This is a genomic window from Flavobacterium sp. ENC (genome assembly GCF_020991415.1).
GTDB lineage: Bacteria > Bacteroidota > Bacteroidia > Flavobacteriales > Flavobacteriaceae > Flavobacterium.
Genome location: NZ_JAJMOY010000001.1, coordinates 509325 through 534778, shown reverse-complemented (window position 1 = coordinate 534778; position 25454 = coordinate 509325). Strand labels below are relative to the sequence as shown.

The window sequence follows — 25454 nt, the reverse complement described above, 5'->3', positions numbered from 1 at the left end:
TTTATCCTTTTAAATTTTTTAAATTATCGATACTAATCGAACCTAAATTTCTAAAGATCGAAACTAAAATAGCCAATCCTACTGCCACTTCAGCCGCAGCAACTGCCATCGAAAAGAAAACAAAAACTTGTCCCTGTGCATCCTGATGATAGGTTGAAAAAGCTACAAATAAAAGGTTAACCGCATTCAGCATGATTTCGATAGACATAAAAACGATAATAGCATTTCGTCTGTACAATACACCAAAAATACCAATACAGAAAAGTACAACACTTAAAAAGATGTAATTTTCAATACCTATTTGATTTAATATATTACCCATTATTTATTTAATTTTTCTTTTTTAGACAATAATACAGTTCCAATCATCGCTACTAAAAGCAGGATCGATGCAAATTCAAACGGAACCATATACTCGTTCAGTAATATTTTACCCAGCACTTTTATCGATTGAAAATCCTCACCGGTAGAATCATATGCGCCGACAATTGGTTTTGAGTTGATGAAGATTGCAATCAGTACGATGCAAATCAAACAGAAAGAAACTATGGCGCCCAAACGTGTAATTCTGGGTCTGTGTACCTGATGGCGTTCGTTTAGATTCATCAACATGATTGTAAACAGGAACAGAATCATAATGGCTCCGGAGTATACAATAAGATGTACGATAGCCAAAAATTGGGAGTTCAGTAATAAATAATGACCGGCAATCGAAAAGAAACAAATTACTAAATAGATAGCACTGTGAATCGGGTTTCTGCTAAAAATGGTCAGGAAAGCGGTGATCACCGTAATAAACGCTAAGAAACAAAATATAATTTGTACAGTAGTTGCGTGTGCAAAATCAGGAATATGTATCATTTAGTTAGCATTATTAAGTTGAGCATTTTTGATCGCCACGTCAAGAGGCATCACTAATCTGTCTTTCCCAAAGATAAAATCTTCTCTTTCGTAACTTGACGGAACCAAAACTTTCGAAGTCGTCAGATAAATGGCATCTTTCGGACAGGCTTCTTCACATAAACCGCAAAAAATACAACGAAGCATATTGATTTCATAAATCGAAGCATATTTTTCTTCTCTGTACAAATGTTTTTCATCTGCTTTACGCTCGGCAGCTTTCATAGTGATGGCTTCAGCAGGACATGATAAAGCGCATAATCCGCAAGCCGTGCAATTCTCACGACCTTGCTCATCACGTTTCAATTGGTGCTGACCACGGTATACAGGACTCATTTCACGTACTTGTTCCGGATAATGGATCGTCACTTTTTTTCTGAATAAGTGCTTTACCGTAATAAATAATCCTTTTACAATCGCTACAAGATACAATCGTTCCAAAAAGGTCATCTCCTTATTGGAGACCATCTTTTTTCTACCCGATAATGATATAGTTTCTATTGACATTTTTTTAATTTTTATTTTGAAGCTTAATCCTGCTATCCGCTGTATCTTTTATTTTTTAAAGAAAAAAACAAAAGGATGCCGCTTCTGTCAGGGCTAGGGCATTTTGGTTTTTAATGAAATTTATTTTTTATAACCAATTTTAGTTCTTTCAATTTTATTTTCCTGTTTGTCCATTAACTCATCTAAATAAGTAAAGACCAGCTCAATATTTTTATCGTGATTAATTAATTTTTTCTTAATTATATCTACTTCTAATTTTAAATTCAGGTTGTCCGTTAAAAAATCTCTTAAACTTACAAAAACCTCAATAATCTTAATGCTCATCTGAGTTGCTCTTTCACTTTTCAGAACACTGGCTAATTGTAAAACACCATGCTCTGTAAAAACATAAGGTAACGAACCTCCCAGATTTTGTTTTGAAGCTATCGCATTTTGCGACACCAGCAATTCGACTTCTGTTTCATTTAATCTGAACATAAAATGATCAGGAAATTTTGTACTATTTCTTTTTACCTGCTCTCTTAGTCTCCTTGATTCTACCTCATACAGTTCTGCAAGATCTTTGTCTAACATTACTTTTTGGTTTCTAATAAAATATATTTTATTAGTAATTACTTCATTAGGAATAATAATTTGACTCATCTTATGGCATATAATATGTTTCTTTTGAAAGGTGTCGCAAAATGCGACACCTTTCAAAATTTAAAAACCTAAAAAGGCTGCAATTTCACTTCTTAAAATTACAACTCCTGTAATCATAATATTGATGATCGAAAGCGGAATTAATATTTTCCATCCCAAATGCATTAATTGATCGTATCTGAATCTTGGTATTGTCCAACGCACCCACATATAGAAAAATATGAAGAAACATATTTTAACAAACAATACTGCAATTCCAAGAAGGTTAGCGGTATTTACACCCACATTTTCTACCATCCATTGCATTCCCGGATAATTGTAACCTCCGAAAAACAATACAGATATAATAGTGGCAGAGATAAACATATTCGCATATTCAGCAAATAAGTAGAATCCCATTTTCATAGACGAATATTCTGTATGATAACCTCCGATTAATTCCGATTCACATTCCGCCAAATCAAAAGGAGTTCGGTTGGTTTCTGCAAAAGCACAAATCAGGAAAATCAAAAAGGATAAAGGCTGGTAAAATACATTCCAGTTCATTCCTGCTTGTTGCTCAGAGATTTCTTTTAAGCTTAAAGTTCCGGTCATCATCAATAAAGCAATCATCGATAATCCCATCGCAACTTCGTAAGAAACCATTTGAGAAGCAGCACGAACAGCTCCCATCAATGAGAATTTATTGTTAGAAGCCCATCCACCGATCATGATACCGTAAACTCCAACGGATACAACTCCGAAGAAATACAATAAACCAATATTGATATCCGTAGCCTGTAAAAGAACATCTCTTCCAAAAATATGTAAGCGATCTCCCCACGGAATTACGGCACTGGTCATTAATGCAGTACTCATGGCAATTGCCGGACCTACAATAAATAAAAACTTGTTAGGGGTATTCGGGAAAAATTCTTCTTTGGAGAATAATTTCATACCATCGGCAAGAGGCTGTAATAAACCTCCCCAACCTGCACGGTTAGGTCCGACACGGTCTTGTAAAAAAGCGGCCACTTTACGTTCAGCCCAGGTAGAATACATTGCCATAATCATTGTTACGGCAAAAACCACAACAATTACAACACTTTTTTCTATAATAAATGCACCATCTACCATCGTTAAGAGTTTTGATTGTTAGTGTTTAACGGAATTTCAGCCATACTGATTTTTTTACGGTCAATATCTCTACCCATTAGAATCGTTTTTTCAGTATCGATTTCTACTTTTTCTAATTTCTGAGTATAGTTGTTTTGATTGATCACAGAATCTTTTTCAAATTCTCTTGGTCCTTCAATCGTCCAGTCGTTTACATTTTTGTGGTCGAAACGGCAAGAGTTACAAATGAATTCTTCCACTTCATGATATTCGTCTTTACGACCAGTCACACGTTGAATTTCCCCTCCAAACATCCATACAGTTGTTTTTCCACAACATCCCGGAGTAGTACATTCTCTGTGTGCATTGTAAGGTTTGTTGAACCAGACTCTCGATTTGAAACGGAAAGTTTTATCCGTCAACGCTCCAACAGGACAGACATCTATCATGTTTCCGGAGAATTCGTTGTCAATAGCTTTAGAAATTCCGGTAGAAATATTAGCGTGATCGCCACGATCTAATACACCGTGAACCCTGTTATCTGTCAGTTGATCTGCTACTTGTACACATCTTTGACATAAGATACAACGGTTCATATGCAGTTGAATATGCGGACCGATATCTTCCGGCTCAAATGTTCTTTTTTCTTCAATAAAACGTGATTTTGGATTTCCGTGCTCAAAACTTAAGTTCTGAAGGTCACACTCACCGGCCTGATCACAAACCGGACAGTCTAACGGGTGATTGATCAATAAAAACTCAGTTACAGATTTACGGGCCTCCGTTACTCTGTCTGAAGATTTACTGTTTACTTCCATTCCGTCCATACATCCTGTTACACAAGAAGCCATTAATTTTGGCATTGGTCTTGGGTCAGCTTCGCTACCTTTGGAAACTTCAACTAAACAACAACGACATTTACCGCCGCTGCCTTTTAATTTTGAGTAATAGCACATGGCTGGCGGAACTAAATCTCCTCCAATCATACGTGCAGCCTGCAGGATCGTTGTTCCTGGTTCTACGTCTATACTTTGACCGTCTATGGTTACTTTCATCTCTTATTGATTTGAATGTTGAAAGTCGGAATATTGAAAAGAATTGCTGTCCTTTTTGATATTATTAACTTTATAACTTTCTGCTTTATTTTTTAACTATTTGAAATGCTCATTATATAATATTATTACCTCTTCCATTTGACCCAACTTATAATTATTATTTGAATCTATCCACTTTTCGTATAATTCAGGATAATCAATTATAAATGCTGCAAACTTTTTTCGTGTACTAAACCCTGTCATTTCTACAAGTTTTCCGTCTTTTAAAACATAAGGTTCTTGTAGTGGAAATCCTCCTTGAAGGTTTCCTTTATATAAAATATAATAAGATATTTTTCCTTTAATTTTCTCATGGAAAAAATGATCTTTATCTTCGGCTAAACTTACAAACCTATAATCTCCTTGTTTCGGTCCAGTGATAAAAACAGTTTTTAATTCTGAAGGCATATATTTTACCTTTTCTCCGTTCTCTTTATAAATTTTTGCTCTCTTACTGATTCCTGCATCATAGAATAAAGTACTGTCGAAAATATTCATATCTAATGAAAATTTACATTTTATAGTATCATTAGCATTTGTTACGACATACCCGTCAAATCTTTGAGCATTAGTAACTACGCTTAAAAGAACAAATAAAAATGTAAAAATTATTTTCATATTTTATACGATTACTTTACCGCCTACTAAATGTTTCACTTGCGAGAACGGCTCAGCAACAAAGTGATCTCTGTTTTTTATTTTTTCAGGGAAACGAACATGGTATTCAAATTCATCTCTGAAGTGACGGATCGCTGCTGCTACCGGCCAGGAAGCGGCATCACCAAGCGGACAAATAGTGTTTCCTTCAATTTTGCTTTGAATACTCCACAATAATTCGATATCCTCTTCACGGCCCTGACCGTTTTCGATTCTCCACAATATTTTTTCCAGCCAGCCAGTTCCTTCACGGCAAGGTGTACATTGCCCGCAGGATTCATGATGATAGAAACGGGCAAAATTCCAAGTGTTTCTTACCACACAGGCAGTGTCGTTATAAACGATAAATCCTCCGGAACCTAGCATAGATCCGGTAGCGAAACCACCATCACTTAAAGATTCGTAAGTCATTAAACGGTCTTCTCCATTGGCTGTTTTGAAAATTAATTCAGCCGGTAAAATCGGCACTGAAGATCCTCCGGGAACAAACGCTTTTAAAGGTCTGCTGGAAGACATTCCGCCTAAATATTCGTCGGAATTCATGAATTCGTCAACACTTAAACCTAGTTCAATTTCGTAAACGCCGGGATTTTTGATGTGTCCTGAAGCTGAGATTAATTTCGTTCCTGTTGAACGGCCAATTCCGATTTTAGCATAATCATCTCCTGAATTGTTGATGATCCACGGCACAGTCGCAATAGTCTCCACATTGTTTACCACTGTAGGATTTGCCCAAAGTCCTGAAACCGCCGGGAATGGTGGTTTGATACGAGGGTTTCCTCTTTTACCTTCCAGTGACTCAATAAGTGCAGTTTCTTCTCCGCAAATATAAGCTCCGGCTCCACAGTGAACATGTAACTCCAAATCGTAACCTGTTCCTAATATATTTTTTCCTAACCATCCGGCAGCCTTAGCTTCGGCGATTGCTCTTTCTAATATTTTGAAAACCCACATATATTCTCCACGAATGTAGATATACGAAAGGTTAGCGCCCAGAGCAAAACTGGAAGTAATCATTCCTTCGATCAATAAGTGAGGAATAAATTCCATCAGATAACGATCTTTGAAAGTTCCCGGTTCGGACTCGTCGGCATTACACACTAAATGTCTTGGTTTTCCTGATTTTTTATCAATAAAACTCCATTTCATTCCGGCAGGGAAACCTGCACCACCACGACCACGAAGTCCTGATTTTTTTACTTCTTCTACCACTTCGTCCGGTGTAAGTGTTTTCAAAGCTTTTTCTACAGAGGCATAACCACCGTTTTGGCGATAAACTTCGTAGGTTTTAATTCCCGGAACATTGATTTTATCTAATAATATTTTTTGTGACATCTTATTTATCGTGTAATATTATTTTATCGTCTCTGCAATCAGCGATTAACTGATCGATTTTTTCCTCTGTCAATTTTTCTTTGTAGAAATCGCCTAACTGCATCATCGGAGCGTATCCGCAGGCCCCTAAACATTCTACGCCTGCAATGGTAAACATTCCGTCCGGAGTTGTTTCGCCCATTTTAATGCCTAATTTTTCAGAAGTGTAATCCATTAAATTTTCGGCACCATTTAAACAACAACAAGAAGTCTGGCAAAATTCGAACATGTATTTTCCAATTGGTTTTTGGTTGTACATGGTATAAAAAGTAACCACTTCGTAAACCTCAATTGGTTTGATATGCAAAATTTCGGCAACTTTATCCTGTAACTCCGTACTCAGCCAGTTATCATGCGCATCCTGCACTTCATGCAAAACAGGCAGCAAAGCTGATTTTCTTTTGTCTTCCGGATAATGACTGATCAATTCATTGATGCGGTTCATCAATGCTTCAGTCATGTTTATTTCTTGTTTGTAATGTTTACGTTCCATTTTTATTTTAGATTTCGGATTTTAGATTTTAGATTTTTTCAAATCTTTGTCCTTAATCCATATTCTGCAATCTTTTTTAATTTTAGATTTCTGATTTTAGATTTTTCAATCTGCAATCTTAATTCTAAAATCTACAATTCTTTACGCGTCTAATTCTCCGGCAATCACATTTAAACTTGACAGGATAACAATTGCATCCGATAATAAAGCTCCTTTGATCATTTCAGGATAAGCCTGGTAATAGATAAAGCAAGGTCTCCTGAAATGTAATCTATAAGGCGTTCTGCTTCCGTCAGTAACTAAATAGAATCCTAATTCTCCATTTCCTCCTTCAACAGGGTGGTAAATTTCTGCAACCGGTACAGGAACTTCTCCCATTACAATTTTAAAGTGATAAATAAGAGATTCCATAGAAGTATAAACATCTTCTTTTGGAGGAAGGTAATAATCCGGAACTTCTGCATGATATTCGTTTCCGGCCGGCATTTTGTCCAAAGCCTGACGAATGATGCTTAAACTTTCACGAACTTCTGCATTACGAACACAGAAACGATCGTAAGTATCACCTGATTTTCCAACAGGAACGATAAAGTCGAAATCTTCGTAAGACGAATAAGGATGAGCCACACGTACGTCATAATCAACTCCGGCAGCACGTAAATTTGGACCTGTAAATCCGTAAGCCATTGCTTTCTCTGCGGAGATTGCACCAACGTTTACAGTTCTGTCAAGGAAAATTCTGTTTCTTTCGAATAAGTTTTCAAATTCCTGCCAGGCGACAGGGAAATCTTTTAAAAACACATCCAGTTTGCGGAAAGCTTCCGGTGACCAGTCTCTTTCGAAACCACCGATTCTTCCCATATTTGTTGTTAGACGGGCACCACAAATTTCTTCATAGATCTCGTAAACTTTTTCTCTAAATTGAAAAACATATAAGAAACCGGTATACGCACCAGTATCAACACCCAGAATCGAATTACAAATTAAGTGATCTGTAATACGTGCCAATTCCATTACAATTACCCTTAAATATTGGGCTCTTTTAGGAACTTCAATATTTAGTAATTTTTCCAAAGTCATCCACCATCCCATATTGTTGATCGGAGAGGAACAATAGTTCATACGGTCTGTAAGAGGCGTAATCTGGTAGAAGGGACGATTTTCGGCGATTTTTTCGAAAGCTCTGTGAATGTAACCAATGGTTGGTTCAGCTTCAAGAATTCTTTCACCATCCATCAACAGGATATTTTGGAAAATACCGTGAGTGGCAGGGTGGGTTGGACCTAAATTCAATACAGAAAGCTCGCTTCCGTCTTCGTTTAGTTTCTCCTTAATTATTTTAGCATAGCGATGCTCTGGTGGTAATAATAGTTCTGACATCTTTAATTAAAAATTGATAATTGATAATTGATATTTTCCAATTAACTATTAATTTTTGTTTTTATATTATGTAATAATTATCAATTATAAATTGTTAATTATGCATTGATTGTTGTTCTTCCAAAGAATCTGTCATCCTTATCTGTTCTTCCGCTGTCTTCCAGAGGGAATTCTTTTCGCATTGGAAAAGAGATCATTTCATCCATATTCAGAATACGTTTCAATTGCGGATGTCCAATAAAGTTCACCCCGAAGAAATCGTATGTTTCTCTTTCCATCCAGTTGGCGCTTAAGAAAATATTTGAAATTGTTTTTATTTCAGGTTTTTCACCGTTGATATAAACTTTGATTCTGATACGCTTGTTTTCGTACCAGTTGTGTAAATGATAGACGATTGCGAACTGACGATCCACTTCGTTATCAGGGTAGTGAATCCCGCATAAGTCCGTTAAAAAGTGAAAACGTAAATCAGCATCATTCTTCAGGAAAAGAATCAGAGAGGTGATTTTATCAGCTGTTGTTTCCAGGGAAAAAATATCTCTTTCCTCCTGAAAGTTAAAAACACTTGTATCAAATGTTTCAGTAAGTTTATCCTGAATCAGGGTATTTTCTAATGCCATTTTATGAAATGTTATATGAAGCTAATAATTCCTGGTATTCAGGAGAACTTCTGCGTCGTACAGACTCGCTTCTTACTAATTCTTGTAGTTTCATTACACCGTCAACAATTTGTTCCGGTCTTGGAGGACATCCGGGAACGTAAACATCAACAGGGATAACTTTGTCAATTCCCTGTAAAACAGAATACGTATCAAAAATCCCGCCTGATGAAGCACAGGCTCCGACAGCAATTACCCAACGCGGCTCTGCCATTTGTTCGTAAACCTGTCTTAAGATGGGTGCCATTTTTTTGGAAATAGTTCCCATAACCATTAACATATCAGCCTGACGGGGAGAAAAACTCACACGTTCAGAACCAAATCGTGCCAGATCATAATGGGAAGCCATTGTTGCCATGAACTCAATTCCGCAACAAGAAGTCGCAAACGGTAAAGGCCAAAGAGAATTCGCGCGTGCCAGACCTACAACATCATTTAGTTTTGTGGCGAAGAAACCTTCACCAACAACACCTTCCGGAGGGGCAACCATATTTACTTTTGAATCGCTCATTTTATTTCAGATTTTAGATTTCAGATTTTAGATTTGGGTAAATCGTAAAAAATTAAAATCAAATTTAATATCGTTAAATCTTCAATTTGAGAAATCTAAAATCTGAAATCTCAAATCATAAATTATTATTCCCAGTCTAAAGCTTTCTTTTTGATGATATAGAAAAATCCAACTAAAAGCAAAGCCATGAAAACAATCATTTTCAGCATTCCTTCTATACCCAGTTCTTTAAAGTTTACTGCCCATGGATAAAGGAAAATTACCTCTACGTCGAACAATACAAAAAGAATGGCAACCAGGAAATATTTTACTGAAAAAGGAATACGGGCATTACCGACAGATTCGATTCCGCATTCGAAATTTTTATCTTTTACCTCAGAGGTTCTTTTTGGGCCTAATTTTCCGGAAATAATGATAGTTCCTACCACAAAACCGACAGCAAGAATGAGCTGCATTAAAATAGGAAGATAGCTGTATTGATCAGATTGCATAAACTTGGGGTTTTTTACTTAAAAAATAAGCCACAAAGATAGCGCCCAACTCTGTAAATCACAAGCTAAAAAAGGATTTAAGTAGGGTCGCAAACATCGTTTATGTCTAATTTTTATTCATTATAAATAACTTTTGCTTTTTTTACAATTTTTTTAAGATTTGAGCAAAAAAAAACGTTTCGAAACAAATCGAAACGTTTTTAAAACCATTCAGAGGCAAAAAAAATAAATTGCTATATTTTTCTTAGATTACTGCTACTTTAGCAGCAACTTTCCCTTTTCTTCCTTCTTCTTCTTCATAGCTTACACGGTCTCCTTCGCGTAATTCTTCCGCGTTAATTCCTGAAGCGTGAACGAAGATATCTTTTCCTGTTTCTTCGTCTGTAATGAATCCATAACCTTTAGATTCATTGAAAAATTTTACTGTACCTGTACGCATTGTAATTGTAATAATAATTTATAATGAAGCAAATGTAATATATAAATTCATACAAAAGACAATAAGGTGTTAATTTTTTGTAAAAATTATTGATTTACAGTGTTTTTACTATTTATTTTGCTTCTCTTTTGATATGACATAGTTTAAAATGGCAATCATTAAAGATATGTTAAAAAGTAAGAACTTTTTGACTTTATTGAAGGTTGAATTATGATTTTGATTGTCGTAAATCAACCTTTATTTTTGCCTTTTAATTTTTTTTTCAGTTCCGTGATTTTTTTCGATTCTGACTGAATTATACCAAATCTACTTTAATGTGTAATTCTTTTAATTGGGAATCATCAATTTTAGCAGGAGCATCAATCATAACATCACGTCCTGAATTGTTTTTCGGGAACGCAATAAAATCCCTGATCGTTTCCTGACCTCCCAAAATAGCAACCAAACGGTCTAAACCAAAAGCTAATCCCCCGTGAGGCGGCGCTCCAAATTGAAAAGCATCCATCAAAAATCCAAATTGTGCTTTTGCTTCGTCTTCGGTAAATCCTAAGTATTTGAACATCAGCTGTTGTGTTGCTTTGTCGTGAATACGAATAGATCCTCCTCCAATTTCATTTCCGTTTAAGACCATATCGTAAGCATTGGCACGTACTTTTCCCGGTTGTGTTTCCAGTAAATGCATGTCTTCCGGCTTAGGAGAGGTAAACGGGTGGTGCATGGCGTGGTAACGGCCGCTTTCTTCGTCAAGTTCTAATAACGGGAAATCAACTACCCATAGCGGAGCGAATTCTTCCGGTTTACGCAATCCTAAGCGGGTTGCCAGTTCCATACGAAGTGCCGAAAGCTGTGCACGTGTTTTATCAGCAGGGCCGGAAAGCACAAAAATCATGTCCCCGGGTTTTGCACCTGTAATTTTTGCCCACTGTGCTAAATCTTCCTGATCGTAAAATTTATCTACAGACGATTTGTAAGTTCCGTCGTCGTTACATTTGGAATATACCATTCCGGATGCACCTACCTGCGGACGTTTTACCCAGTCAATCAGTCCGTCAATTTCTTTACGGGTGTAATTTCCTGCGCCCGGAACGGCAATACCCACTACTAATTCCGCAGCATTAAATACCGGGAACTCCTTGTGTTGAGCAAATTCGTTCAGTTCTCCGAATTCCATTCCGAAACGGATGTCCGGTTTGTCATTTCCATATGTTTTCATGGCGTAATCGTAGGTAATTCTCGGGAATTTCTCTACTTCAATACCTTTAATTTCTTTTAGTAAGTGTCTTGTCAGTCCTTCAAAAACATTCAGGATGTCTTCCTGCTCCACAAATGCCATTTCGCAGTCAATTTGTGTAAATTCAGGCTGACGGTCTGCACGTAAATCTTCATCACGGAAACATTTTACGATCTGGAAATATTTATCCATTCCGCCCACCATCAATAACTGTTTGAAAGTTTGCGGTGATTGTGGCAGCGCATAAAACTGTCCTTCGTTCATACGGCTTGGTACAACGAAATCCCTCGCGCCTTCCGGAGTTGATTTGATCAAATATGGAGTCTCCACTTCACAGAAATCCAGATCCGATAAATATTTGCGAACTTCCATTGCCACTTTGTGACGGAAAAGCAAACTGTTTTTTACAGGATTACGACGAATATCCAGGTAACGGTATTTCATTCTGATATCTTCCCCGCCATCTGTTTCGTCTTCAATTGTAAACGGAGGCGTTAACGCCGCATTCAAAATAGTTAATTCAGAAACTAAAATTTCAATATCACCGGTCGGAATGTTTTTGTTTTTGGCTTCACGCTCAATAACGGTTCCTTTTACCTGAATTACAAATTCTCTTCCAAGAGTTTTTGCCAGTTCGAAAACAGTTTTATCAGAACGGCTCTCGTCGAAAATAAGTTGTGTGATTCCGTAACGGTCGCGTAAATCAACCCAGTTCATAAATCCTTTATCGCGTGATTTTTGAACCCAACCCGCTAGTGTAACTTCGGTATTAATATTTGAAGCGTTTAACTCGCCGCAATTATGACTTCTATACATGATCTCAATTTTAGACTGCAAAAGTAAACACAAAATTCAAATTAATATAGAAAAGTGGGCAACTAGATGTTGTTAAAATGAAATATTTTGTTAATTCTTAAATTTTGAAGACAGAATTTATTTAGTTTTGAGTCACTATAAACAAAACAATATAAGATATGAGAAAAATTTTTGTTGCTGGTTTGTTGATTTTCAGTGCCCTCAATGGTATTGGGCAAGTCAAAAATCCAATCAAATTTACGGCTAAAATTACGAACAGAAACAGTGATACTTTAGTTATTAAAGGTGCTAATAATTTCAAACAAGTTATTCCGATTGATAAAAAAGAAGTTTTTGCTGCTACTTTTGAAGCTCCGAAAGGATTTTATCGGTTTTCTGACGGAGTAGAATCTTCTACTTTATTTCTGAAACCGGGTGCTGACGTAAACCTTACGATGAATGCAAAGGAATTTGATGAAACGATTGTATATAAAGGAAAAGGAACAAACGAAAGTAATTTTTTAGCGCAGCAGGCCTTAAAAGATGAAAAATTTCAAAATGAAGCGTTCGCTAAAGAAGCAGTTGAATTTAAATCCCTATTAGAAGGAAAGACAAAATCTGACCTGGAAAATATTGAGAAAGGTGATTTTGATGCTGAATTTAAAACAAATTTAAAAAAATCGTTCGAGCAGTTTAATCAGTACGCTGTGCAGATGTATGAAAGTGCCGCTAAGATGAAGGGATTTGTTGGGAAACCTTCAGCAGAATTCGACTATGAAAACCACAAGGGCGGAAAAACGAAGCTTTCAGAACTAAAAGGGAAGTATGTGTATATTGATCTTTGGGCAACCTGGTGTGGACCCTGCAGAGCTGAGATTCCATTCCTGCAAAAAGTGGAAGAAAAATATCACGGGAAAAATATCGAGTTTGTGAGTATTTCTGTTGATGTACTAAAAGACCACGAAAAATGGAAAAAATTCGTAACCGATAAACAACTGGGAGGAATTCAGTTATTTTCTGACAGCGACTGGAAATCTGCTTTTGTAACCAGTTATGAGGTAACAGGAATTCCAAGGTTTATTTTGATCGATCCGCAGGGGAATGTGGTGAGTGCTGATGCTGCCAGACCCTCTTCTCCAGAGCTTCAAACGCAGTTAGACTCGTTATTAAAGTAATTTATGATCAAATTTACAACGTTATCGTAAATATGTTATTTCGCTAAAATACCAGTAAAACCAGTGCCTGAGCACTGGTTTTTTTGTATCGTTCTGATTTCCAATGTTAAGTTTTTATCCAATGTTACCAAATTGTTAAGTAAAAGTTTTTTTAATGTAAACATTTGATTATATTTGGTAAAGATTTGATAACATTAAAACCTACAAGATATGAAAAAGTGTGTAATTTTAGTTGCAATATTGTTCTCTGGAATTTTAGTTGCACAAGAGAAAAAACCGGAATTAGAAGCTGTTGGAAATACAGTAAAAGCTACTTATTACTATGATAATGGTAAAGTACAGCAAGAAGGCTTCTTTAAGGATGGTAAATTAGATGGCGTTTGGGTATCATATGATGAAAAAGGAAATAAAGTTGCTGTAGGGGAATACACAAACGGACTGAAAACCGGAAAATGGATTTTCTTTAATGAAAACAGCCTTAGTGAAGTTGCTTACGAAAACAGTACAGTAAGTTCAGTTAAAAATTTACAAAAAAATGCTTTAGCAAATAGAAATTAATATAATTTCAAAGACATAAAAAAACCGCTTTAATTAGCGGTTTTTTTATGTCCTTATTTCATTCAGAAAACAAAATATACAGCCTTACTATTAGTATTAGAAACAAATGGCCCGGAAATTAATCCGGGCCATTTGTTTTTAAAATGTTTCTTAACGATCTGCTTTTACTTTTTTTAATTTGAAAGATACAAATAAAGTAAGTGAAGCGAGTACAATCCAGAAAATGTCAATAAAGAAAATCTGTGTCTGATCGGCTGCAAAAGTTTTCCAGAACCAATTCCCGGAACAAATACCATTGGCAATCGGAACTATAAACCCCAGAATACTTCCTGAAATCAAACACCATTTATTGGTGAAATTTAGATCTCTTTTCAATAAGAAAAATACAATTAATACCAGCCAGCTGATAAAATAAACACTGTATATGTTCTCCTGGCTAAGCGGATAAAAAGCCTTGTTCGCAATAAAAGCCAATGCTGTAACCGGATACATACTCAGGCAAACAGCTAAATAAATACGTACCACGGAGTTGTTAAAACGACGTTTTTTCTCCGGCAGGTTTTTCTTGTCTCTCGCAACCAGCCAGATCATAACTCCGGATATAATTACGTAGCAGGTAATAATGCCAAGTACAAAACTGATGATTTTAAGAGCATATCCGCCATAATCTCCAAAGTGAATGCGGTATAATACATTTTTTACTACATCCAGATATTTATTGCCGGTGACGGGATCTTTTTTGGCGATCACTTTTCCATCAGCCACTTTATAGATTATTTTCCCAACGGCTGTAAATTTTTTGTCGTATGGCAGTTCCCCTTCAACGATAACATGCATGTTGGCATCCCCGTAATTCTGGATCTGGACACTGTTGATTTCAAAATCTCTCCAATTGCTTTTGCCTTTAGCGACAAATTCATTTATGCTAAAAGGATTGGCTAATTTTTTGTTTTCAAAATTATAGACAGGGTTATTGTATTCTAAATCATCGTATAATTTGTTCTGGTCTCCTTTGTATAGAGCCATCACACTTGGTGCCACGATAAGAAGCTTAATCATGAAAAAAGCTCCCGTTACCGCATAAACAAATTGAAAAGGCAAGCCAATCATACCTAAAGCAGTATGCGAATCGGTCCACAAGGTTTTCAGTTTTTCTTTTGGCCTGAATGTATAAAAATTAGAAACAATTTTGTTCCAGTGCAGCAGCACTCCGGTTACGATAGCAAACAGAAAAAATAAAGCCACAAAACCGGAAAGATAATAACCAACCGGGTAAGGAACCTGTGCCAGGAAATGAAGTCTGTACAGGAATTCACCCAAGGAATACGATTCTTCGTAGGTTTGTGTTTTTAAATTTTCGGTATCTAAATAAAAGAACTGGCTTTCTTTTTGTTTGGCAGGCGCCAAAGTATCTTTGGTCCCTTCCATGTAAACATTTACACGTCTTTCGTTACTGGCCTTTGAAATAGAAATTGTTCTTCCCGTTAAATTATATTTTTTATCTAAAGCCGTTAAGGTGGCATCGTAGTTCAGCTGAATTTCTTTGGTCAGTGTAACAGACTCGCCGCGTTCCCAATTGATGATTTCGTCTCTGAAAAAAGAAAAAGATCCGGCAAAGAAAATAATAAACAAGACCACGCTTATCACAATTCCGCTTACGGTATGCGTATGAAAATAGATATTATAGTTTCTGTTGTTCATATATTATTTGGTAATTGGATTATAGGTTTGGCCAAGATAGATAATGCCACAAAAAATCAAGGTAAGTAACAGATAGATTCCCCATATTTTTAATCCGCTTTTTGCTAAAAAGGCGATAACCATTAAGGCCACCCATAGAATAAATCCTGTAAAAGCCATAGTCATAATTATATTTACACGATTAAACCAGGACGCCAGCGCCAGATGAAAACTCACAGAAACGAAATAGCCGCCAAGTATAGCAGCTGTTATTTTGGCAAAACGCTGCCATTTTGATTGCGTCAGGTATTTAGGATTTGCTGGCATATTTAATAGTAATAGATTTCTATTAATCCGCTAAGGATAAAAAGTACTGCCACAGCTTTACTGTTTATTACTTTAAGCGGGGATAAGATAACAATTAAACTTCCGATTGTCATTAACTGAATAAAAAACAATAAAGTTCCGGTTCCTAAAGCTTTGGCAAACAGCAATAATGAATAAGCCAAAAGAAGTATAACCAATCCTGAAATTTTGGTTGGTCCGGGGTTATTATTCAGCCATTTTTCAAAACCATAATCATAAGAGAGTACGGCTTTTCTGGACGTATAATAAAACATATAAAAAGAGATAAAAACGAAAAGGCTGGCTATTGTTATCATGATTTTATAAATTTATAAAACACCTTTCCGTTTAAAAGGAAAGATGTTTTATGTTTGTTTTGTTATTAAAATTTGTAAGTAAAGCTAGCAGCAAAATTCCTTGGATCCTTAGGATGAACTGTTGACCATCCATCATATATTTCTTTATTGGCAATATTGTTAAGCTTTAGTGTTACTCCGAATTTATCAGCACTGTAAAATAAAGAAGAGTTAAGAACGGTGTATTCAGGAATTGTAAATGTTCCTGCTACCTTTCTGTTCATAATCATGTTATCACCAACATAATTTCCTCCAAAACCTACACCAAAACCTCTTAAGAAACCATTTGTAATTTTGTAGCTCGCCCAAAGGTTTGCCAGGTTTCTTGGTCCTGCGTTTTCAGACCTGTGGTTTACAAAGTCAGCGTCACCTTTCGTTAAAACGGCGTCATTATAACTATATCCCAAAACAATGTTTAAACCGTTAATTGGATTTGCAATAAATTCTGCTTCAAAACCTTTGTTTTTCTGCGCTCCATCCTGGTAGGTAGTCTGATTATTTGGTTGTTCTTTTGTTGGATCGGCAGGATCTACATATGGTGTTTCTACTACATAAACCTGATCAGTAACTTTAATATCATAGTAGCTAAAAGTAGCGTAAAGCTTATCTTTAAAAAGATTCAGTTTTGTCCCAACTTCAAACTGATCTGCATGTTCAGGATTAAAAGTCAAAGGTGTTACAATCGTGGCCTGACGATTTTGACCTGGAGCAACGTTAACAAACCCGTTCATGTAATTGGCGAAAATCGAAACTTTATCCAAAATAGGCTGGTATACTAATCCAAATTTTGGTGAAAAACCTGTTTGATTGTATCCGTCATTTTTAGCATTCATAAAGCGGTCGGCACGTAAACTTAACATAGCGGATAATGCCGGAGTAAAGTTGATTACATCAGAAACGTAAGCACTATACGTTTCTTGTTTCGTTTTATTATCGTTTCTGGGGCTGTTTCCAATAATTGCATCAGATCCGGCTTTTGTCAAATTTCCTGTATCACCATTACTTGGTCCGATACCCGGAATAGCATTGAAAGAGGCTAAATCATCCCCGATATAGATATATCCATTTCCAAAATATCCTGTACTGCGATCAGTTGCCGTTCTTTTAAAGTAATCAAAACCAACAACGATTCTGTTTCTTAAACTTCCAATTTTAAAATCACCGTTAAAATTCTGCTGAATATCGGTAGTTATGTTTTGATTGTCCTGATCTGTAAAAAATCGGGCCAAAACAATACCATTCGTAATTGGGAAACTGCTTGTGCCTTCGTACAAATAAGTATAGTTTCCTTTTGATCTTGCGGAACTGTTAGAAAATATAGTCTGTGAGGTCCATTGATCTGAAAGCTTATAATTCATCTGAGCCTGGATGTTATAAGAAGGGGTTTTCATCGTAAGTTCATTACTGGTGTAAGAACGTTCGTTATCGTATTTTAATTCATTAATATTATGAACTCTTAACGGGGCACCTCTGTCTAAAAACAACATTGTTGGGTTGGTTGATTCATTGCTCATAAACTCAGTATTCACTAAGAATGATAATCTGTCGTTTACCTCATAAGATAATGAAGGTGCTACAAAAAAGGATTCTCTGAATCCGGCATCCTGAAAACTTTCTTGTTTGTGGTATGCTGAATTTATTCTGAAATTAAGTGTTTTTTTATCATTTAACGGAGTGTTGATATCAACTGTTACACGATTTAAACCGTAGCTTCCACCAGTATAATTGATTTCTCCTCCAAAAGTTTTGTAAGGTCTTTTTGTAGTGGTATTGATTAAACCTCCATAAGAGATTAAGCTGCTTCCGAACAAAGTTCCCGATGGACCTCTGATGATTTCGATCCTGTCGATATTTGCGGGATCAAGACTTCCGTTGGTTAAACCCGGCAAACCATTTACCATTGTAGGCTGAACCGGAAATCCTCTAAGGGAATAATAAGCTGCTCCGTCTCCGGCACGTCCTGTTGCGGCCCAAAGTGGTGTAATACCGGACGCATTTTTTAAAGCATCATCAAAATTGGTTACTACCTGTTCTTTTAATAATTCTCCTGTTATAGTCGTGTATGATTGTGGATTTTCAAGATTTTTAAGAGGTAATCTTGAAACCTGTTTGGTGTCTTTACGGGCAAAATGATTTTTTTTACCGCCATTTACAACTACTTCTGTTAAGTCTTCTGAATTTGTAGCGACAGTGAAATTTTGAATCAGGTTATCTCCTTCTTTAAGTACAATTGATTTTTCCTGTGTGATGTATCCCACTGAAGAAACTTTTAAAGTATAGGTTCCGGGTTTGATGTTTTTTAAAGTGTAATTCCCTTCCTCATCGGTAGTCGTTCCTGATTTTGTTCCTTTTAAAACAACAGAGATATTTTCCGGTGACTCATTGTTTTTTAAGGTGATCTGACCTTTTATCGTTGCTTTTTCCTGAGACCAGGCCGTATTGCCTGCTAACAAAATAAAACAGAAACTCAAAAGCAATATTGTAAATTTAGATTTCATTTTTATTTAGAATTGATTTTAATAGCGCAAATTTAGTGGTTGAATATTTACTAAACAAGCTATTCTTATTTATTCTAAATAAAATATTTTTTAAAGGGTAAAATTTACGTTTATTCAAAAAATTAACATCTTAAGCAAGATTTAAGGCAATATTAAGAATAAAAAAACCTGTTCAAATAAATGAACAGGTTTTTTTTAGTATTGAAAATTAGTATGACTACAATTCTAAAGCACGTTTAGCATCGCCATTCATTAATAATTCTACCGGGTTTTCTAATGCTTCTTTTACGGCAACAAGGAAACCAACTGACTCACGTCCGTCGATAATTCTGTGGTCATAAGAAAGGGCAACGTACATCATTGGGTGAATTTCTACTTTACCATTTACAGCAATCGGACGCTCAATAATATTGTGCATTCCTAAGATCCCTGACTGAGGAGGGTTGATAATTGGCGTACTCAACATACTTCCAAAAACACCACCATTCGTAATTGTAAAAGTTCCTCCGGTCATATCGTCAACAGTAATCTGACCGTCACGTGCTCTAAGGGCTAATCTTTTAATTTCAGCTTCAATTCCACGGAAAGTTAACAATTCAGCATTACGAACCACAGGAACCATTAATCCTTTTGGTCCTGAAACTGCGATTGAGATATCAGCAAAATCGTAAGCAATTTTATAATCACCATCCATCATTGAGTTCACATCAGGATATAATTGTAACGCTCTTGTCACTGCTTTTGTAAAGAAAGACATAAAGCCTAAACCAAGACCACCATGTTTTGCTTTGAAAGCATCTTTATATTCATTACGAATCTGGTTGATTGGTGTCATGTTAACTTCATTGAAAGTCGTTAACATGGCTGTTTCGTTTTTAGCAGCCACTAAACGCTCGGCTACTTTACGACGCAACATGGATAATTTGGTACGCTCGCTTCCACGGCTTCCTCCGGTTGGAGTTCCCATCGAAGGTACTGCATTTACAGCATCATCTTTGGTGATTCTTCCGCCTTTACCAGTTCCTGAAATGGTTGCCGGTGCTATGTTTTTTTCGTCTAATATTTTTCTTGCTGCCGGAGATGGAGTTCCGGTTGCGTAACTTGTGGCTGCCGGAGCCTCAACAGGAGCCGCTTTTGGAGCCTCTGCTTTTACTTCAGCTTTCGGAGCCTCTGCTTTTGGAGCTTCCGCTGCCGGTGCTGCCGGAGCATCTCCTGCAGGTTTTACACCATCAGTATCAATTAAACAAACTACAGCTCCTACCGCAACTGCATCACCTTCTTCTGCTTTTAGCGTAATAATTCCGCTCATTTCAGCCGGTAATTCAAGAGTTGCTTTGTCGGAATCAACTTCGGCAATAGCCTGATCTTTTTCTACATAATCTCCGTCTTTTACTAACCAAGTTGCAATTTCAACTTCTTTTATTGATTCCCCTGGTGATGGGACTTTCATTTCTAAAATCATCTTGTTTTTGTTTAAAGTTTTAATTGTTTAAAGTTTCATGTTAGGATTAAACCTGAAACTTTAAACTTGAAACATTTTTTTTATCTAAATAAGTTTTTATCAAATACCATTCTGATCGCATCTGCATGACGGCGTTTTGCTCTTGTATAACTTCCAGATGCCGGGGCAGCGTAAGCTTTTAATGAAGCTAATCTCCATTTTACAAGATCAAAATTCATTAACATAAAGCTGTAAGCTCCCATGTTTTTAGGTTCTTCCTGTGCCCATACATAATCGTCAGCATTAGGATATTGTGCAATAATTGCTTTTAACTGTTCTACCGGCAATGGGAATAATTGCTCGATACGAACCACTGCAACGTCAGTTCTTCCGTTGTTTTCTCTTTCGGCAACAATGTCGTAGTAGAATTTACCTGTAACAAAAACTAAAGTTTTTACCGCTTTTTTATCTACTGTATTGTCGTCAATTGTTTCCTGGAAACTTCCTTTTGCTAATTCTTCTACTGTTGAAACGCATCTTGGATCACGCAATAAACTTTTTGGAGAGAAAACGACCAATGGTTTACGGAAATTCGTTTTCATTTGTCTTCTTAACAAGTGGAAGAAGTTGGCTGGCGTTGTACAGTCTGCCACATACATATTTTGTCTTGCACAAAGCTGTAAGTAACGTTCCATTCTGGCAGAAGAGTGTTCTGCTCCCTGGCCTTCATAACCGTGAGGCAATAATAAAACGATACCGTTTTGGTTGTTCCATTTATCTTCACCACATGAAATGTACTGGTCAATCATAATTTGGGCTCCGTTAGAGAAATCTCCAAATTGTGCTTCCCAGATGGTCAGTGCTTTTGGATTGGCCAAAGCGTAACCGTAATCAAAACCAAGAACTCCGTACTCCGATAAAAGGGAATTGAATACGCCGAATTTTCCTTTTTTGTTTTCGATAGCATCCAGTAAAATTACTTCTTCTTCAGAATCTTCTACTTTAACTACAGCATGACGGTGAGAGAAGGTACCACGCTCTACGTCCTGACCTGAAATACGGATATCAAATCCTTCCGTCAAAAGTGAACCGTAAGCCAGTGCTTCGGCAGTTCCCCAGTCGATAGTGTTATTGTCGTATCCTGCTTTTCTGTCCGTAACAATTTTAGTTATTTTGTTGATGAACTTCTTATCTGACGGTAATGTTGAGATTGTATTGATGATAGAATCCAAGCCATCTTTATCAAAAGTAGTGTCCACTTTTTGAAGCATTTGCGTATCAGTTACCTGAACAAATCCTTCCCATTCGTTTTTCATGAATGGTGTGATGATAGTCAAATCTTTTTTACGGGAAGCTTCTAAATTCTCCTCCATATTCGATTTGTATTCTTTTTCCAGAGCATTTACATAAGTAGCGTCAATTACACCATCAGACAATAATTTCTCTGCATAAATGTCTCTTGGGTTCTTATGTTTTGCGATGATTTTATATAAAACCGGTTGTGTAAAACGAGGTTCATCACCTTCGTTATGACCGTATTTTCTGTATCCTAATAAGTCAATAAATACGTCGCGGCCAAATTCCATTCTGTAATCTAATGCAAATGAAACTGCGTGTACAACCGCTTCAGCATCATCAGCATTTACGTGTAATACCGGTGAAAGAGTTACTTTGGCAACATCGGTACAATAAGTAGACGAACGGGCATCTAAATAATTGGTCGTAAATCCAACCTGATTGTTGATGACGATATGAATTGTTCCTCCGGTTTTGTATCCGTCAAGCTGTGCCATTTGGATAATCTCATATAATATACCCTGACCTGCGATTGCAGCATCACCGTGAACGGCAATAGGTAATACTTTTGAGAAATCATCAGCGTAATATTTATCTTGTTTTGCACGGGTAATACCTTCAATAACGGCCCCAACTGTTTCTAAGTGAGATGGGTTTGGTGCTAAATTGATATTGATGTTTTTTCCCGTTCTGGTTTTCTTGTCAGCAGTAAGTCCTAAGTGGTATTTTACGTCACCATCAAAATATTCCTGGTCGTAATCTTTACCGTCAAATTCACCAAAGATATCCTGGGTAGATTTACCGAAGATGTTGGCTAAAACGTTCAGACGGCCACGGTGTGCCATTCCCATTACAAATTGTTCAACACCTTTTTCGGCAGCTTTTTCGATCAGAGCATCAAGAGCCGGGATAATAGTTTCTCCACCTTCTAATGAAAATCTTTTCTGGCCTACATATTTGGTATGCAAAAAGTTTTCGAAAGAAACAGCCTCGTTTAATTTTTCAAGGATGATTTTCTTTTCGTCACCTGAAAAATTAGGCTGATTCACATTTACAGCTAATTTATCCTGAATCCATTTTACAACACCAGGGTTACGAATGTACATGTATTCAATACCAATATGCTGGCAGTAAATTGTCTGAAGACGGGTGATAATGTCTTGCAAAGAACATGGTGCTACTCCGATAACTTTGGCAGCATCAAAAACGGTTGATAAATCAGCATTTGATAAACCAAAGTTTTCAATATCCAGATTAGGAGAGGAAATTCTACGGTCGCGAACCGGGTTTGTTTTGGTAAACAAATGACCACGGGTGCGGTATCCGTCAATCAATTTTAAAACATTAAATTCTTTTTGTAACTTTTCAGAAACCTGACTGTAATCTGTGTTGTTCGAGGCAAATTCAACGATTTGCTGAACAGGATTTTCGTCATTATAAGTTGTCATTCCAAAGTCAAAACCCTGAAAAAAGCTTCTCCAGCTTGGCTCAACGCTATCCGGATTTACTAAATATTGATCGTATAATTGTGCGAAAAACTCTGTATGCGCTGCATTTAAAAATGAAAACCTATCCATAATATTAGTGAATATACTTTTTGTTAAATAGAATGGCAAAAGTACAACAATCGCATTTATTTAAATCCTTTTTTTACGTACTTTTACGTAAAAATTTGTTAAAAATAGAATTAACCATGAGGGATAATCATTTTTCAAACGTTTTCAAATCACTTTTTGTGATTTTGATGGTCTTGTTTTCAAATCTTGCTGTTAGTCAGACACAACAAAACTATGTTATAGATAGTAGCAGCCGTTTTTGGGACAAGGTTCAGTTTGGCGGTGGTCTTGGTTTAGGGATTGGTTCGGGCTATACTGATATTTCTGTCATGCCCAGTGCTATTTATAATATTAATGAAATTGTAGCTGTCGGTGTTGGCTTGCAATTTGGCTATCTGTCTTCCAAAAACTACTATAATTCTTTTGTTTACGGCGGAAGCATCGTTGGATTGGTGAATCCGATTCCCGAGATCCAGCTGTCTGCCGAATTAGAACAGGTGCGTGTTAATACAGATTACGAATCGAATAGTTTCAGGCCTGCATTTTCTGATAATTACTGGAATACTGCCCTGTACCTGGGAGCAGGTTACCGAACCGGAAGCGTGACGATTGGCGCCCGTTATGATGTTTTGTTTGATGATGACAGAAGTCTGTACGGATCGGCATTTATGCCTTTTGTGAGGGTTTATTTTTGATTTAGAGGTGCTAAGGTTCTGAGATGCTGAGTTTCTAAGTTTTTTTTAATTTTATAATGTACTAATTGGTCCTGTATTTATACTGAAGATAATGATGATTGTTTTAAAACCGGTTCTTTTATGAGGGCACTTTTTTTAGAATGTGGGAGCAATCTTAGAACCTCAGAATCTTAGAATCTCAGTACCTTATTTAGAATAATAATTCCGAAACCAAACTTTCTGCCATTCCCTTTTTAAGATCAGAAAAGAAACCTGTTCGGCAAGAACTACCAAATCAGAACCGTCGAGTTTTTTGATTTCGCTTTCGGAGACGTCAATGATATAAAGAAGATTCAGGTATTCGGCAAATTTATACTGAATCATGCGGTAGATTTTTTCGTGCAGCTGAATTTTTATCTCCTCTGGCGAAATACTCAGGGGGAAATCTATTCCTTCATTGGCCAGATTAAAATCTTTGTTGATCTGCTCAATCAATTTGAGATATAAAGCTTCGGACTGGGCTTCAACTAATAAGGAATCTGCGTTTTTTGGGGCTACAAACATTGATTTTTATTTTAGGTTGCTGATTTATGATTGTAGATTTTTATCTTAAAATTGCACGGAAAATTAAACCGTTCTTCCCATCAGGTTTTCTCCAAAGGTTTTCAGGATTTTCTTTTTATCTTCAGAAATCGCCATTTTTTCCAGTGTTTCAAAAGCTTTCAGTGTAAACATTTCTATTGCTTCCTGTGTTGCTTTTGAAGCTCCGGATTCGTTAAAAATAGCTTTAGCAGTTTCAATTTTAGCCGAATTGTCGTCCAGTTGTAAATGAAATAAATTCTGCAATTGCAACGCTTTGTCGGCAGTTGAAAACTCTAATGATTTTAGGTATAAATAGGTTTTTTTATTTTCTATAATATCACCGCCAACCTGTTTTCCAAAAGTTTCCGGATCTCCGAAGGCATCCAGATAATCATCCTGAAGCTGGAATGCCAAACCTAAATTAAGTCCGAAATCGTAAATTAAATCGGCGTCTTTTTCAGAAGTTTCCGCCACAATAGCACCCATTTTCATGGCTGCAGCAACCAAAACAGCTGTTTTGTATTCGATCATTTTCAGGTATTCCGGAATGGTGACATCGATTCTTTCCTCAAAATCAACATCCCATTGCTGGCCTTCACAAACTTCAAGGGCCGTTTTGCTAAACAGTTTAGCCAGATTCCTGAAAACAGCCGGTTCGTATTGTTCAAAATACTGATAGGCCAGAATAAGCATCGCATCGCCGGATAAAATTCCGGTATTAATGTTCCACTTTTCATGTACGGTTACTTTTCCTCTTCGCAACGGCGCATCGTCCATAATGTCGTCATGAACCAAAGAAAAGTTATGAAAAACTTCCACAGCCATTGCTGCCGGGAGTGCCTTTTTATAATCGGCATCAAAAACTTCTGCTGCCATCAATGTCAGTACAGGGCGCATCCGTTTTCCACCAAGACCTAAAATGTATTCCATAGGTTCGTAAAGATTTTTGGGCTCTTTACTAATACTTTGGTTTTTTAAATAACTATTGAAGAAATCCTGGTACTGACTAATATCGTGCATAAAAT

Annotated in this window: 26 protein-coding genes; 3 read left to right on the top strand and 23 right to left on the bottom strand. The window is 36.6% G+C overall.

Going from position 1 to position 25454, the window contains the following annotated elements; all coding sequences use genetic code 11:
• Nucleotide 1 precedes the first annotated feature (1 nt).
• From nuoK to aspS, 15 genes are all read right to left on the bottom strand, one after another.
• Nucleotides 2-322, bottom strand: a complete 321-nt coding sequence (gene nuoK, locus LPB89_RS02180; RefSeq protein WP_017494599.1) for an NADH-quinone oxidoreductase subunit NuoK — start codon at nucleotides 320-322, stop codon at nucleotides 2-4.
• Nucleotides 322-861, bottom strand: a complete 540-nt coding sequence (locus LPB89_RS02175) for an NADH-quinone oxidoreductase subunit J (protein WP_127338241.1) — start codon at nucleotides 859-861, stop codon at nucleotides 322-324. The genes nuoK and LPB89_RS02175 overlap by 1 nt, the downstream gene beginning before the upstream one ends.
• The gene (locus LPB89_RS02170; protein WP_127338242.1) at nucleotides 862-1407 is read right to left on the bottom strand and encodes an NADH-quinone oxidoreductase subunit I; all 546 of its coding nucleotides are present in this window, start codon (nucleotides 1405-1407) and stop codon (nucleotides 862-864) included.
• A gap of 120 nt (nucleotides 1408-1527) precedes the next feature.
• Nucleotides 1528-2049 carry an ORF6N domain-containing protein gene (locus tag LPB89_RS02165; RefSeq protein ID WP_230700060.1) on the bottom strand — a complete coding sequence of 174 codons (522 nt, stop codon included), beginning with the start codon at nucleotides 2047-2049 and terminating at the stop codon, nucleotides 1528-1530.
• 60 nt (nucleotides 2050-2109) lie between these two features.
• Nucleotides 2110-3165 (bottom strand): NADH-quinone oxidoreductase subunit NuoH, encoded by a 1056-nt coding sequence (gene nuoH, locus LPB89_RS02160; RefSeq protein ID WP_127338244.1) that lies wholly within the window; start codon nucleotides 3163-3165, stop codon nucleotides 2110-2112.
• Nucleotides 3166-3167: 2 nt separating this feature from the next.
• Nucleotides 3168-4199, bottom strand: a complete 1032-nt coding sequence (locus tag LPB89_RS02155) for a 2Fe-2S iron-sulfur cluster-binding protein (RefSeq protein ID WP_154340175.1) — start codon at nucleotides 4197-4199, stop codon at nucleotides 3168-3170.
• A 96-nt stretch (nucleotides 4200-4295) separates the two neighbouring features.
• Entirely contained in the window at nucleotides 4296-4856 is a 561-nt protein-coding gene (locus LPB89_RS02150; RefSeq protein ID WP_230700059.1) for a hypothetical protein, read from the bottom strand.
• 3 nt (nucleotides 4857-4859) lie between these two features.
• Nucleotides 4860-6230 (bottom strand): NADH-quinone oxidoreductase subunit NuoF, encoded by a 1371-nt coding sequence (gene nuoF / locus LPB89_RS02145; protein WP_230700058.1) that lies wholly within the window; start codon nucleotides 6228-6230, stop codon nucleotides 4860-4862.
• Nucleotide 6231: 1 nt separating this feature from the next.
• The gene (locus LPB89_RS02140) at nucleotides 6232-6762 is read right to left on the bottom strand and encodes an NAD(P)H-dependent oxidoreductase subunit E (protein WP_047774917.1); all 531 of its coding nucleotides are present in this window, start codon (nucleotides 6760-6762) and stop codon (nucleotides 6232-6234) included.
• 141 nt (nucleotides 6763-6903) lie between these two features.
• Entirely contained in the window at nucleotides 6904-8142 is a 1239-nt protein-coding gene (locus LPB89_RS02135; protein WP_127338248.1) for an NADH-quinone oxidoreductase subunit D, read from the bottom strand.
• 98 nt (nucleotides 8143-8240) lie between these two features.
• Nucleotides 8241-8762, bottom strand: coding sequence for an NADH-quinone oxidoreductase subunit C (locus tag LPB89_RS02130; RefSeq protein ID WP_127338249.1), 522 nt, complete (start codon nucleotides 8760-8762; stop codon nucleotides 8241-8243).
• Between the two features lies 1 nt (nucleotide 8763).
• A complete protein-coding gene (locus LPB89_RS02125) occupies nucleotides 8764-9312 on the bottom strand; it encodes an NADH-quinone oxidoreductase subunit B (RefSeq protein ID WP_230700057.1) in 549 nt (182 codons plus the stop codon).
• Nucleotides 9313-9437: 125 nt separating this feature from the next.
• On the bottom strand, nucleotides 9438-9803 hold the full coding sequence (locus tag LPB89_RS02120; protein ID WP_007809098.1) for an NADH-quinone oxidoreductase subunit A: 366 nt from the start codon (nucleotides 9801-9803) through the stop codon (nucleotides 9438-9440).
• 244 nt (nucleotides 9804-10047) lie between these two features.
• Nucleotides 10048-10242: a cold-shock protein gene (locus LPB89_RS02115; protein ID WP_007137066.1), complete on the bottom strand. Its 195-nt coding sequence runs from the start codon at nucleotides 10240-10242 to the stop codon at nucleotides 10048-10050.
• Between the two features lie 295 nt (nucleotides 10243-10537).
• Nucleotides 10538-12289, bottom strand: coding sequence for an aspartate--tRNA ligase (gene aspS, locus LPB89_RS02110; protein WP_230700056.1), 1752 nt, complete (start codon nucleotides 12287-12289; stop codon nucleotides 10538-10540).
• A gap of 158 nt (nucleotides 12290-12447) precedes the next feature.
• Here aspS and LPB89_RS02105 point away from each other — a divergent pair, with 158 nt between their 5' ends.
• Together LPB89_RS02105 and LPB89_RS02100 are read left to right on the top strand one after the other, a co-directional pair.
• Nucleotides 12448-13443, top strand: coding sequence for a TlpA disulfide reductase family protein (locus LPB89_RS02105; RefSeq protein WP_230700055.1), 996 nt, complete (start codon nucleotides 12448-12450; stop codon nucleotides 13441-13443).
• 210 nt (nucleotides 13444-13653) lie between these two features.
• Nucleotides 13654-14001, top strand: coding sequence for a toxin-antitoxin system YwqK family antitoxin (locus LPB89_RS02100; RefSeq protein WP_154340180.1), 348 nt, complete (start codon nucleotides 13654-13656; stop codon nucleotides 13999-14001).
• Nucleotides 14002-14151: 150 nt separating this feature from the next.
• Here the strand turns inward: LPB89_RS02100 and LPB89_RS02095 are convergent, their stop codons facing one another.
• From LPB89_RS02095 to LPB89_RS02070, 6 genes are all read right to left on the bottom strand, one after another.
• Complete coding sequence (locus tag LPB89_RS02095; protein ID WP_230700054.1) at nucleotides 14152-15702, bottom strand: PepSY domain-containing protein; 1551 nt, start codon at nucleotides 15700-15702, stop codon at nucleotides 14152-14154.
• A 3-nt stretch (nucleotides 15703-15705) separates the two neighbouring features.
• On the bottom strand, nucleotides 15706-16008 hold the full coding sequence (locus tag LPB89_RS02090; protein ID WP_154340182.1) for a hypothetical protein: 303 nt from the start codon (nucleotides 16006-16008) through the stop codon (nucleotides 15706-15708).
• A 2-nt stretch (nucleotides 16009-16010) separates the two neighbouring features.
• On the bottom strand, nucleotides 16011-16343 hold the full coding sequence (locus LPB89_RS02085; protein ID WP_230700053.1) for a hypothetical protein: 333 nt from the start codon (nucleotides 16341-16343) through the stop codon (nucleotides 16011-16013).
• A 65-nt stretch (nucleotides 16344-16408) separates the two neighbouring features.
• Entirely contained in the window at nucleotides 16409-18880 is a 2472-nt protein-coding gene (locus LPB89_RS02080; protein WP_230700052.1) for a TonB-dependent receptor, read from the bottom strand.
• 217 nt (nucleotides 18881-19097) lie between these two features.
• Nucleotides 19098-20342 (bottom strand): 2-oxoglutarate dehydrogenase complex dihydrolipoyllysine-residue succinyltransferase, encoded by a 1245-nt coding sequence (gene odhB, locus LPB89_RS02075; RefSeq protein WP_230700051.1) that lies wholly within the window; start codon nucleotides 20340-20342, stop codon nucleotides 19098-19100.
• Nucleotides 20343-20422: 80 nt separating this feature from the next.
• Entirely contained in the window at nucleotides 20423-23194 is a 2772-nt protein-coding gene (locus tag LPB89_RS02070) for a 2-oxoglutarate dehydrogenase E1 component (protein WP_230700050.1), read from the bottom strand.
• 116 nt (nucleotides 23195-23310) lie between these two features.
• Between LPB89_RS02070 and LPB89_RS02065 the strand changes: the two genes are divergently transcribed.
• Nucleotides 23311-23868: a hypothetical protein gene (locus tag LPB89_RS02065; RefSeq protein ID WP_230700049.1), complete on the top strand. Its 558-nt coding sequence runs from the start codon at nucleotides 23311-23313 to the stop codon at nucleotides 23866-23868.
• Nucleotides 23869-24054: 186 nt separating this feature from the next.
• Here LPB89_RS02065 and LPB89_RS02060 read toward each other — a convergent pair whose 3' ends face one another.
• Together LPB89_RS02060 and LPB89_RS02055 are read right to left on the bottom strand one after the other, a co-directional pair.
• The gene (locus LPB89_RS02060) at nucleotides 24055-24411 is read right to left on the bottom strand and encodes a hypothetical protein (RefSeq protein ID WP_127338261.1); all 357 of its coding nucleotides are present in this window, start codon (nucleotides 24409-24411) and stop codon (nucleotides 24055-24057) included.
• A 63-nt stretch (nucleotides 24412-24474) separates the two neighbouring features.
• Nucleotides 24475-25449, bottom strand: coding sequence for a polyprenyl synthetase family protein (locus tag LPB89_RS02055; protein ID WP_230700048.1), 975 nt, complete (start codon nucleotides 25447-25449; stop codon nucleotides 24475-24477).
• Between the last annotated feature and the right edge of the window lie 5 nt (nucleotides 25450-25454).